This is a genomic window from Pseudomonas sp. Fl5BN2 (assembly GCF_009908205.1).
In the GTDB taxonomy this organism is placed as follows: domain Bacteria; phylum Pseudomonadota; class Gammaproteobacteria; order Pseudomonadales; family Pseudomonadaceae; genus Aquipseudomonas.
On sequence record NZ_JAAARL010000040.1, the window covers coordinates 20,696 to 32,025 of the forward strand.

Annotated in this window: 9 protein-coding genes; 3 read left to right on the top strand and 6 right to left on the bottom strand. The window is 59.9% G+C overall.

Going from position 1 to position 11,330, the window contains the following annotated elements:
* Positions 1-46: 46 nt before the first annotated feature.
* Together GV819_RS31865 and pcaR are read right to left on the bottom strand one after the other, a co-directional pair.
* Positions 47-1,393: an MFS transporter gene (locus GV819_RS31865; protein WP_161760001.1), complete on the bottom strand. Its 1,347-nt coding sequence runs from the start codon at positions 1,391-1,393 to the stop codon at positions 47-49.
* A gap of 290 nt (positions 1,394-1,683) precedes the next feature.
* The gene (gene pcaR / locus GV819_RS31870) at positions 1,684-2,526 is read right to left on the bottom strand and encodes a pca regulon transcriptional regulator PcaR (RefSeq protein WP_016962563.1); all 843 of its coding nucleotides are present in this window, start codon (positions 2,524-2,526) and stop codon (positions 1,684-1,686) included.
* 687 nt (positions 2,527-3,213) lie between these two features.
* Here pcaR and GV819_RS31875 point away from each other — a divergent pair.
* Positions 3,214-3,414: a hypothetical protein gene (locus GV819_RS31875; protein WP_161760007.1), complete on the top strand. Its 201-nt coding sequence runs from the start codon at positions 3,214-3,216 to the stop codon at positions 3,412-3,414.
* Positions 3,415-3,790: 376 nt separating this feature from the next.
* Positions 3,791-5,266, top strand: coding sequence for an inorganic phosphate transporter (locus tag GV819_RS31880; protein ID WP_161760002.1), 1,476 nt, complete (start codon positions 3,791-3,793; stop codon positions 5,264-5,266).
* Between the two features lie 157 nt (positions 5,267-5,423).
* Here the strand turns inward: GV819_RS31880 and ccoM are convergent, their stop codons facing one another.
* From ccoM to GV819_RS31885, 3 genes are all read right to left on the bottom strand, one after another.
* Positions 5,424-5,540, bottom strand: coding sequence for a cytochrome c oxidase subunit CcoM (gene ccoM, locus GV819_RS33515; RefSeq protein ID WP_015634423.1), 117 nt, complete (start codon positions 5,538-5,540; stop codon positions 5,424-5,426).
* A 144-nt stretch (positions 5,541-5,684) separates the two neighbouring features.
* Complete coding sequence (locus tag GV819_RS33000) at positions 5,685-5,846, bottom strand: hypothetical protein (RefSeq protein WP_177435099.1); 162 nt, start codon at positions 5,844-5,846, stop codon at positions 5,685-5,687.
* Positions 5,847-6,005: 159 nt separating this feature from the next.
* Positions 6,006-6,347, bottom strand: a complete 342-nt coding sequence (locus tag GV819_RS31885; protein WP_161760003.1) for an aspartate-semialdehyde dehydrogenase — start codon at positions 6,345-6,347, stop codon at positions 6,006-6,008.
* A gap of 218 nt (positions 6,348-6,565) precedes the next feature.
* Here GV819_RS31885 and rapA point away from each other — a divergent pair, with 218 nt between their 5' ends.
* Complete coding sequence (gene rapA, locus GV819_RS31890) at positions 6,566-9,415, top strand: RNA polymerase-associated protein RapA (protein ID WP_161760004.1); 2,850 nt, start codon at positions 6,566-6,568, stop codon at positions 9,413-9,415.
* A gap of 227 nt (positions 9,416-9,642) precedes the next feature.
* Here the strand turns inward: rapA and GV819_RS31895 are convergent, their stop codons facing one another.
* Positions 9,643-10,989, bottom strand: a complete 1,347-nt coding sequence (locus tag GV819_RS31895) for a spinster family MFS transporter (RefSeq protein WP_161760005.1) — start codon at positions 10,987-10,989, stop codon at positions 9,643-9,645.
* Positions 10,990-11,330: the final 341 nt, after the last annotated feature.

An 11,330-nucleotide genomic window follows, 5' to 3' on the forward strand; every position in this document is an offset into this window, starting at 1 on the left:
AGCGTTCGATTATCGAACGGATTGTTGCGAGGCTATCGACCCTCTCTCAGGTGGCGTCCGCATGACTGACCATGCCTTTGATCACCACCGCAGTGGTGGCCAAGGCCGCCGGGATCACCAAGGCCGTCAGCACCTGCTCGAAGTTCCAGCCCAGGCCCAGCAGGGTGGCACCCATCCAGGCGCCGAGAATCGCGCCGAACCGACCGATGCCGAGCATCCACGACACCCCGGTAGCACGCCCCTGAGTCGGGTAGAAACGCGCAGCCAGGGACGGCATCGCCGATTGCGCGCCGTTGACGCACATGCCAGCGATCAGGACCAAAGTGGCAAGTACGGTGATGTTGCCCAGGCTCTGCCCGACGGCGTAGGCGAAGACTCCGGCCAGCAGGTAGAAACAGCCAATCACCTTGTGCGGGTTGAAGCGATCCATCGCCCAACCCACCCCCACGGCACTAAGTACCCCGCCGAACTGGAACAAGGCGCCGATAAAGGCAGCCTGCTCCATGCTGGCGCCGCTGTCGCGCATCAAGGTCGGCAGCCAACTGGTCAGCAGGTAGACGATCACCAGCCCCATGAAATAGGTCAGCCACAGCAATAAAGTGCCGGTACTGTAGGTGCCGGAAAAGATCACCGCAAAGACGTTGCGCGCCTTCACTGTCTTCTGCTCCGGCACGCTGAAACTGCCCGCCTCGCTGACGATGGCCGGGGCAATCGGCGCCAGGGTCTTGCGGACTTTGTCGGTGCCGCGATTGCGTACCACCAGGTAACGCGCCGATTCCGGCAGCCAGACCACCAGCACCAGGGCCAGGATCAACGGCAGGACGCCGCCGATCAGCAGCAGGCTGTGCCAACCGAAAGCCGGTATCAACTTGGCGGAAATGAAACCGCCACCAGCCATACCCAGGTTGAAACCGCAGAACATGCTGGTCACCAGCAACGACTTGTGGCGCTCGGGGGTGTATTCCGAGAGCAGCGTAGTGGCGTTGGGCATCCCCGCCCCCAGCCCCAGACCCGTGAGGAAGCGCAATATCAGCAACTGATCGACGTTGCTGCTGTAGGCCGAAGCCAGGCTGAAGGCACCGAACAGCAGTACCGCGCCTACCAGCACCACTTTGCGGCCGAAGCGGTCAGCCAGAGGCCCGGAGCCCAGGGCACCAAAGACCATGCCGATCAACGCGGCACTCATCACCGGGCCGAGGCTGGCACGGTCGATCCCCCAGTCCTGGGAAAGCGCCGGGGCAATGAAGCCCATCGCGGCGGTGTCCAGGCCATCGAGGAAGACAATCAGGAAACACAGGATCACCACTCGCCACTGGTAACGGGACAAGGGCTGGGCATTGATGAAGGACTGCACATCGAGGCAGTTCCCTACAGCGGATTGGGGTTGGTTCATGGTGTTTATTTCCACGCTAAAACGCAGGCGAGCGCATGCCGCCAGGGCTGATCAGGTCACTTGAGAAAAGATGGTGGAATCAGGCGATTCTAGCGGGACGGCAGGAACGGTCGCGGCAACGACGCAGGGAAAGCGTGCTCATGTGTGTTGGCCTCTTCTTTATTATTGGGCGGGTCATCGGCGGCAGGCAGGTCGCACCCGTTGCCGCCGATGACGCTGCCGCGACATTAATGAGCCAGGGGAAACAGCGTCAATTCATCAGAGGCTTATCTGTGCGTTTATCGAACAGCTTAAGCAAACAACTGGGCGCTGAGATCGCGGCTGGCACTCAACAGGCCAGGAAGAAACCGCTGCTCCAGCTCGGCACGACTGACCCGACCAGCGTGAGTGCTGACGTTCAGTGCCGCCAGCACCTGGCCCGAGGCGTCGTACACCGGCACCGCAATGGAACGCAGCCCTTGCTCCAGTTCCTGGTCGACAATGCACCAGCCCTGCTGACGGACTTGCTGCAGGCATTCCAGCAGCGCCTCCGGGGTATGCAGGGTACGGCTGGTCTTGGCCTGCAGGTCAGCGTGCTCGAGGTATTCGTGCAGCGAGGAGTCATCCAGAGCGGCCAACAGAATACGCCCCATCGAAGTGCAGTAGGCCGGTAACCGCCCGCCTACCGAGAGGTCGACGGAGATCAACCGCTGGGTGGTCGCGGAACGGGCGATGTAAAGAATGTCGTCGCCTTCCAGGGTTGCCATGTTGCAGGCTTCGTGCAGTTGCTCGCTCATGCGGTCCAGGTAGGGTTGTGCGGAAACCGCCAGGGGTGTCGACGACAGGTAGGCGTGACCCAGGGTCAGCACTTTGGGCAACAATGAATAGGTGCGCCCGTCGGTGGTGGCGTAACCCAGCTTGATCAGGGTATGCAGGCAGCGACGCACTGCCGCTCGAGGAATCTCCGTGCGGTGGCTGATCTGGGCGATGGTCAGGTGTCGCTTGCGCTCCTGAAATGCCTGTACCACCGCTAGCCCCCGAGCCAGAGACGTCATGAAGTCCGGGTCGCCGGTCAGCGCCTGAATCCTCTTCGCCGCGGAAGCCACAATCGGTGGAGCTACTGAGGTAAAGGAATTACGCATCTGATCGTTCATTTCAGGTTCTCTGCGACGAAATTCTTACGTATTACAAGCCGTATTGGAGACACAGCACAAGCCGGCACCTGCAACATTGGGCGATTATCGAACCATCGACCGATAATCGCAACCTGCCGCCCGGGCTGCGACAAAACATTAACCCGCCGACTTATTGCAAAAACTCATCGTCGCAATCGCTATTCGGATGCTGATGTGGCAGGTCACTTTTCAGCTCGTCACTTGTATAAAGAGGAGAATCACCCCATATAGACTTCGAGCAGCAGAGTGCGAAGACAAAAACCGTCGTACAGGAAGTGATTAGAACTTTCGTGTCACAAAACGCTCACAATAAAGTTGGCAGTTTTAAACTTGTGAGCCATAGAGTTATTCTTCGCCGAGGCTATACTGTTCGAGTGAGGAACGTGGAGTCGGTCCCGCCTCTGCCTCAATCAGGTGGCTTTAGGTTGTAATCAGTCATCTGTCGCAAGCGCTTGACCACAAATCAGATTCGGCCAACCCGCTTGCAATAAACAACACTGTTGCTACGACAGTCGTTTTCATCCGGTGACGTGGCCGCATGCAATAAAGGGCACGCTTTAGAGAATCAAGAGTCAGCGCCCCAACAGGCAATGAGTCTGGTGCTTTATGGCCGCTCCAAGGCAATGCGTTGCACCGGAATGGACCTCTAGCCAATTAGGTAACACTGTGACGAAAGACGAACTGCGCGCGGAACTTGAGCGCCAGGAGCAACGTTACAAGGAAGTTTATGGCGGCGAAATCACCCGCTATGCCGCCCAGCCTGAACCTGAACGCAAACCCTGGCGCAAACGCGCAAGTGTTATCGATCAGGCCTTCAGCCAAGAGCTGCAAAAGATGGAAAAAGAGCTCAAGGCCGAACAGCCATAATGCTGGCGGCCTGATTTTATCAGGGCTTGCTCCCTTGACCGCTCGATGATCTCAGCGGCCAGGCAGACTATTGATGCTCGCTACCCCGGGCCCCTTACCGCCTCGCCCCACCTGGGCGAGGAGAGACACCCGGCAGGCCCTTTCTTTGTAATTTCATACAAGCGTTTGAAGCCCAACATTCCCTGGGTCAAACCACTACTCGCGACGTTTTAACCCAATAAAGTCAATGACTTGCCAAGCCCGGCAAAAATTGGCGAAAACTCTGCTCTCGGTCAGCTTTTTCGTTGAAGAATGTTACCGATGAGCACCTTGTGCATTGATTACCAGGGTTTTCTGGCATAATCGCGCCCCCTTATGACCGGGTCAGAAAACCTTCATGATCGATTTATTCAGCGGACTGGATGCTTGGGTGCTTGTGAGCCTCTTGCTCGCCCTGGCTTTTGTCCTTGCCTACGAGTTCATCAACGGCTTTCATGACACCGCTAATGCGGTTGCCACCGTGATCTACACCAAAGCGATGCCGCCGCACCTGGCCGTATTCTTTTCCGGCGTATTCAATTTCCTCGGTGTGCTGCTGGGCGGCGTGGGCGTAGCCTACGCCATCGTCCACCTGTTGCCGGTCGAGTTGCTGATCAATGTCAACACCGGTCACGGTCTGGCCATGGTCTTCTCGTTGTTGGCCGCGGCCATCGCCTGGAACCTGGGCACCTGGTACTTCGGTATTCCCGCCTCCAGCTCCCACACCCTGATCGGTTCGATCCTCGGTGTCGGCCTGGCCAATGCCATGCTCAACGACATCCCCCTGAGCGATGGCGTGAACTGGCAGAAAGCGATCGATATCGGTGCGTCCCTAGTGTTCTCACCGATGGCCGGCTTCCTTATTGCAGCCTTGGTATTGCTCGGCCTGAAATGGTGGCGCCCGATCTCGAAGATGCACAAGACCCCGGAACAGCGGCGCAAGGTCGATGACAAGAAGCATCCGCCATTCTGGAACCGCCTGGTGCTGGTTATCTCGGCCATGGCCGTAAGTTTCGTCCACGGCTCCAACGACGGCCAGAAAGGTATCGGCCTGATCATGCTGGTACTGATCGGTATCGTGCCCGCCCAGTTCGTGCTCGACCTCAACAGCACCACCTACCAGATCGAACGGACCCGGGACGCAACCCTGCACCTGAGCCAGTTCTATCAGCGCAATCACGATTCCCTGGGCGAGTTCCTGGCCCTGGGTAAAAGCGTGAAAGACGATCTGCCGGGTAAATTCCGTTGCAATCCGCAACAGACCGAACCGACCATCGCCGCGCTGCTGGGCAGCCTCAAGGGAGTTTCCGACTACCACGCCCTGTCGCCGGAAGGCCGCATCGAAGTACGTCGCTATCTGCTCTGCCTGGACGACACCGCGAAGAAGGTCGGCAAGGTGCCTGGCCTGACCGCCCGTGAAAAGGCTGACCTCGACAAGCTGCGCAAAGACCTCACCGCCACCACCGAGTACGCACCGTTCTGGGTGATCCTGGCCGTCGCCCTGGCTCTTGGCCTGGGCACCATGATCGGTTGGAAGCGCGTGGTACAGACCATTGGCGAGAAGATCGGCAAGCAAGGCATGACTTACGCCCAAGGCATGTCGGCGCAAATCACTGCGGCGGGCCTGATCGGCCTGGCAAACATCTTCAGCCTGCCCGTCTCCACCACCCACGTCCTCTCCTCCGGCGTGGCCGGGACCATGGTCGCCAACAAGAGCGGCCTGCAAGGCGGTACGGTGAAGACCATCCTCCTGGCCTGGATCCTGACTCTGCCTGCGACCGTGGCCTTGTCTGCCGGCTTGTTCTGGGCGGCCTCCAAGGTCCTGGGTACCTGATACCTACCCCGCAATAAAAAAGGTGCACCCCTCAGGGTGCACCTTTTTTTATGCCTCAAACAAAACTGGCTGAACGTATCCTGGCTTTCTTACAGGCAAAAAAAAGGGCAACCGAAGTTGCCCAAAATGCCTTGCGTGCTCGTTGCTCTGGAGAGACTTAAGGTTTTTTACGCTTATTCGCGTCTTTCCAGATGAAGAATCCAAACCCTGCGAAAAACAGAACCATGAGGCCGACTGTCAGCACTCCGGCGATCACCACATTGTCGAAAAACATGACTAGCCTCCTGCTCTTGCCTCGTTGCGATAGGGCTAAGTTAACCAAAGAGGCGGGAGGGAAAATTGACCGGGGTCAATGTCGCCCGAGACGGGGCGCGAGGAAGGGGGAATAACTGACTTGTATCAACAGAAAGCGCCCTGTTCAGCGCTTTTTCGGTTTGTTTTTCGATTTTTTCTTGGCTTTCCCCAAAGGCATGGCTTGCTCGAATGCCTGACGCACCTCGTTCAGGCGCTTCTCATTCAGGTCATGCACGCGCTTGGCACGCTCAGCGTTCAGGTCGATCAGCTTGTCGTCTTGATTCATGGCTTGGCTTGCATCACTAGAGGTCAATATCGGCCGCACTGCTAGAGGTGCAGAGCGACCCCGGCGGATGTACCAATAATGCGGCGTGGCGCCACCGCTGGCCAGTGATCAGACCCGTCCTCAGGCAATAAAGTCGCTGCTGAGTGTTTTTTCCACCCCCTAGACCTCGACATCCACCCACAAGCCCTGGCGCGGGGCGTTTTCAATCAAGGGCGCCACCGGCACGGTGTGATCGGCATTCAATTCGTCGCCAGGCACCGCCAGATGCTGCTCCGGATCCTCTTCGGCTTCACGCTGACGTCGCTGTTTTTCCTGCTGGCGCTGCTGTTCCTCACGCAACAACAGGGCCGATTGCTCGTGATCGCGCTTTTGCAGGTCGATGGTGCTTTCATTGGAGCTTTCCTGCACAGGCACCACCGGCGGGATGTCCGGGCGCTGGCGGATCGGATCCTGCTGGGAGGTGATAGGCACGGCACTCAAGGGGAGCATCGGTGGCAGCATATTATTAGTCTCCTGTCGGCAGGATGTCGGCTGCGGCATGGGCGACTTGAGCCATCGGTCGCAAAACTGTGACCCAGTCGTCAGCCAATCGTGCCCTCGTATCCAGCGAACACCACGGTACGCTACCGTTTAATCCAGGCGTTTTTATCAGAGTTCTTTGGACTAGAAGCGTCGTTCCGTTAAGATAGTCGGCTTTTTCAAAGCGGGAGTCAGGCAGCATGGCGCAGCAGTATCAACCGGGGCAACGCTGGATTAGTGACAGCGAAGCCGAGCTAGGTCTAGGCACCGTTCTGGCACAGGACGGCCGCTTGCTGACCGTGCTCTATCCGGCCACTGGCGACACCCGCCAGTATGCGCTACGGAATGCGCCCCTCACTCGCGTGAGGTTCTCTCCGGGTGACAGCATCACCCACTTCGAAGGTTGGAAAATGACTGTCCAGGAAGTCGACGACGTCGACGGCCTGCTGGTCTATCACGGTCTCAACGGGCAGAACGAAGCCGTTACCCTGCCGGAAACCCAGCTCTCGAACTTCATCCAGTTCCGTCTTGCCAGCGACCGTCTGTTCGCCGGGCAGATCGACCCGCTGGCCTGGTTCTCGCTGCGCTACCACACCCTGGAACACACCAGCCGCCAGTTGCAGTCCTCGCTCTGGGGCCTGGGCGGCGTGCGCGCCCAACCCATCGCCCACCAGTTGCACATTGCCCGTGAAGTCGCTGACCGTATCGCGCCACGGGTCCTGCTGGCGGACGAGGTAGGCCTGGGCAAGACCATCGAGGCCGGCCTGGTGATCCATCGCCAACTGCTCTCGGGTCGCGCCAGCCGGGTGCTGATCCTGGTTCCGGAAAACCTCCAGCACCAGTGGCTGGTGGAAATGCGCCGGCGCTTCAACCTGCAAGTGGCCCTGTTCGACGAAGAGCGCTTTATCGAAAGCGATGCCAGCAATCCGTTCGAAGACACCCAGTTGGCCCTGGTGGCCCTGGAGTGGCTGGTGGACGACGAGAAGGCCCAGGACGCACTGTTCGCCGCCGGCTGGGACCTGATGGTGGTGGACGAAGCCCACCACCTGGTGTGGCACGAAGAGCAGGCCAGCCCGCAATACGCGCTGGTCGAGCAGCTTGCCGAGACCATCCCCGGTGTGCTGCTGCTGACCGCGACCCCGGAACAACTGGGTCAGGACAGCCACTTCGCCCGCCTGCGCCTGCTGGACCCGAACCGTTTCCACGACCTCGCCGCCTTCCGCGCCGAGAGCGAGAACTACCGTCCCGTGGCCGAAGCCGTACAAGAGCTGCTGGATAAGGGCCGCTTGTCCCCTGAAGCACACAAGACCATCCATGGTTTCCTCGGCAACGAGGGCGAAGCCCTGCTGGCTGCGGTCAACGATGGCGACAGCGAAGCCAGCGCGCGCCTGGTACGCGAGTTGCTGGACCGCCATGGCACCGGCCGCGTGCTGTTCCGTAATACCCGCGCTGCGGTACAAGGTTTCCCTGAGCGCAAGCTGCACGCCTACCCGCTGCCGTGCCCGGACGAATACCTGGAACTGCCCCTGGGCGAACACGCCGAACTGTACCCGGAAGTCAGCTTCCAGGCATTGCCTGACGCTGTGGACGAAGAACAGCGCTGGTGGAAGTTCGACCCTCGGGTCGAGTGGCTGATCGATCAGTTGAAGATGCTCAAGCGCACCAAGGTCCTGGTGATCTGCGCCCACGCAGAAACCGCCATGGACCTGGAAGATGCCCTGCGCGTGCGCTCCGGCATCCCGGCAACAGTGTTCCATGAAGGCATGAACATCCTTGAGCGCGACCGCGCCGCGGCATACTTTGCCGACGAAGAGTTCGGCGCCCAAGTGCTGATCTGCTCGGAAATCGGCAGTGAAGGCCGCAACTTCCAGTTCGCCCACCACCTGGTGCTGTTCGATCTGCCATCGCACCCTGATCTGCTGGAACAGCGTATTGGCCGTCTCGATCGGATCGGCCAGAAACATGTGATCGAACTGCATGTGCCTTACCTGGAAACCAGCCCGCAAGAACGTCTGTTCCAGTGGTACCACGAGGCGCTGAACGCCTTCCTCAATACCTGCCCGACCGGCAACGCCCTGCAGCACCAGTTCGGCCCACGCCTGCTGCCACTGCTGGAAAACGCCGATGACGGCGAATGGCAAGCGCTGATCGACGAAGCCCGTGGCGAACGCGAGCGCCTGGAAGCCGAGCTGCACACCGGCCGCGACCGCCTGCTGGAACTCAACTCCGGTGGTGCCGGTGAAGGCGAGGCGCTGGTGGAGGCGATCCTCGAACAGGATGACCAGTTCGCCCTGCCGATCTACATGGAAACCCTGTTCGACGCCTTCGGCATCGATAGCGAGGACCATTCGGAAAACGCCCTGATCCTCAAGCCCAGCGAGAAAATGCTCGACGCCAGCTTCCCCCTGGGCGACGACGAAGGCGTGACCATCACCTACGACCGCAACCAGGCGCTGTCCCGCGAGGACATGCAGTTCATCACCTGGGAGCACCCGATGGTGCAAGGCGGCATGGACCTGGTGCTGTCCGGTTCCATGGGCAACACCGCCGTGGCGCTGATCAAGAACAAGGCGCTGAAACCTGGCACCGTGTTGCTTGAGCTGCTGTACGTGAGTGAAGTGGTCGCCCCGCGCTCGCTGCAACTGGGTCGCTACCTGCCACCGGCTGCCCTGCGCTGCCTGCTGGATGCCAACGGTAACGACCTGTCGGCACGGGTAGCCTTCGAGACCCTGAACGACCAGCTGGAAAGCGTACCCAAGGCCAGCGCCAACAAGTTCATCCAGGCCCAACGCGACCAACTGGCGCCGAAGATCAACGCCGGTGAAGCCAAGATCGCGCCACGTCACGCCGAGCGCGTGGCTGAAGCGCAACGCCGGCTGGCGGCTGATACCGATGAAGAACTGGCGCGCCTGACCGCGTTGCAGGCCGTCAACCCGACAGTCCGTGACAGCGAGCTGGTGGCCTTGCGTCAACAACGCGAACAGGGCCTGGCGCTGCTGGAAAAAGCAGCCCTGCGCCTGGAAGCGATCAGGGTGCTGGTGGCGGGCTGATTGCCCGGTTTCGCACGCTGAAGAAAAGGCCCGCATTGTGCGGGCCTTTTTTATGACCTCGCGCCCGCCCAGACAGCGCCCTTGAGTTACCCCTCGCCCGCTTCCCCAACGCCTTCCCCTATAGCCCTGCCGCAGGCTGCAGTCAGTTAGGCGGTACTGTGCTGCGAAGGAGTCACACCTTGAATACCTCAGGGCTCCTCAAGCCTTATCCCCGCTTACGGCAGCGGCTACACAGCCACAGGCGAGGCCAGCGGCGCAGTGCTGGCCAGCCCGTCCTTCATACTCTGGGCATCACGGACAAAACAACGTGCCGCCTGAAACAGAAACAGCAGGGTCATGAACAAGGCCACCGGAATCAGGTACATCGCATCGTGCAAACCAATGGCCTTGAACTCCTCGGTCATCAACTCGGCACCGGCGGCATACATCGCCGAGTGGGCAAAATGATCGGACAGGGCCCCCACCACTACCGGCCCCAGGCCGCCACCCAGCAGATACAGACCAGCGAAGAACAAGGCCATGGCGGTCGCCCGCAGGCGCGGCTCAACCACATCCTGCAAAGCCGTGTAGACACAGGTGTAGAAGTTGTAGGCAAACAGCCAACCGACACTGAACACCGCGACAAATACGCCGATCTCAACCCGCCCGGCATGCAGCGCCCAACCGGTGGCCAAGGTCGAGATGATCAGGCTGCAGGCGGCAAACAACAGGCGGCCATTGGCGACACGCTGGTGAATCTTGTCGGCGATCCAACCACCCAGGGTAAGACCGACCAGCCCGGTGACACCGACGATCAACCCGGTCGCCATGGCCGCTTCCTGCAAGGGCATGAGGAAGTAACGTTGCAGCATCGGCACCAGAAACGAGTTACAGGCATAAGTGGCGAAGTTGAAGGTGAGGCCGGCCAGGGTCAGCCAGAGAAAGGTCGGGATCGCCAGCACCCGGCGAATTGGCCGATCAATCTGCACCTGATCCACCTTCACGGTTTCCGCTGCACCGCGCTTGGGCTCCTTGATGAAAAACATGAACACCGCCAGCACCAGCCCCGGTACCGCAGCGATGAAGAACGGCGCTCGCCAGCTGTCGAAGGCCTTGACCATGGCACCGATGGTGAAGAATGCCAGCACCAGCCCCAAGGGCAGCCCCAACATGAAGATGCCCATGGCCCGAGCCCGGCGATGGGCGGGAAACAGGTCGCCGATCAGCGAGTTGGCCGCTGGCGCGTAGCTGGCCTCGCCAATGCCGACGCCCATGCGCACCAGCAAAAAGCTCCAGAAGCTGCCGACCATGCCGTTGACCGCAGTAAGCCCGCTCCACACCACCAGGCCCCAGCCCATCAGTTTGCTGCGCGAGCCGGTGTCGGCCATGCGCCCCAGAGGCAAGCCCGCGATGGCGTAGACAAGGGTGAAGGCAGTGCCAATGATCCCCAGCTGGAAATCACTCAAGTGCCACTCCATGCGGATCGGCTCGATGATGATGGCGGGGATGGTGCGATCGAAGAAGTTGAACAGGTTTGCCAAAAACAACAGGAACAGAATGCGCCAGGCATTTGCCGCTTGAGTCGAATTATCCATGGGTCGATCTCTTTTATTGTTATTCGGCCAGACGCGAGCGAGCCTGGATGCTGCAATCTAGTCAGCCCCGCCAAGGCTGTCTGTGATTATTCGCCAGCCTGATATCAAGCCATCGCAACCCAGTCCCACAACCTGGCATCCGAACCTTCACCAGGCACCGCCTGGAATCCGCTACACCCCCCATAACCTGGGTGTTTCCCAGTCTTTTCAAGGGGTTGTGCCAGACCAAAAAAATACCTTGCGCCCCCCCTTCCCAAGGCCGATGCGAAGCCTAGAATAGCGGCCTTGCCTGCCCCCCTGTCTCTTCTACACATCTCCGAGCCCACGAGACACTCGCTACA

Excerpts from the sequence above, each read along its gene's own strand:
- GV819_RS31895 (WP_161760005.1), bottom strand. The coding sequence starts at position 10,989 with ATGGATAATTCGACTCAAGCGGCAAATGCCTGGCGCATTCTGTTCCTG.
- GV819_RS31885 (WP_161760003.1), bottom strand. The coding sequence starts at position 6,347 with ATGCTGCCACCGATGCTCCCCTTGAGTGCCGTGCCTATCACCTCCCAG.
- GV819_RS33000 (WP_177435099.1), bottom strand. The coding sequence starts at position 5,846 with ATGAATCAAGACGACAAGCTGATCGACCTGAACGCTGAGCGTGCCAAG.
- GV819_RS31880 (WP_161760002.1), top strand. The coding sequence starts at position 3,791 with ATGATCGATTTATTCAGCGGACTGGATGCTTGGGTGCTTGTGAGCCTC.
- ccoM (WP_015634423.1), bottom strand. The coding sequence starts at position 5,540 with ATGTTTTTCGACAATGTGGTGATCGCCGGAGTGCTGACAGTCGGCCTC.
- GV819_RS31865 (WP_161760001.1), bottom strand. The coding sequence starts at position 1,393 with ATGAACCAACCCCAATCCGCTGTAGGGAACTGCCTCGATGTGCAGTCC.
- rapA (WP_161760004.1), top strand. The coding sequence starts at position 6,566 with ATGGCGCAGCAGTATCAACCGGGGCAACGCTGGATTAGTGACAGCGAA.
- pcaR (WP_016962563.1), bottom strand. The coding sequence starts at position 2,526 with ATGAACGATCAGATGCGTAATTCCTTTACCTCAGTAGCTCCACCGATT.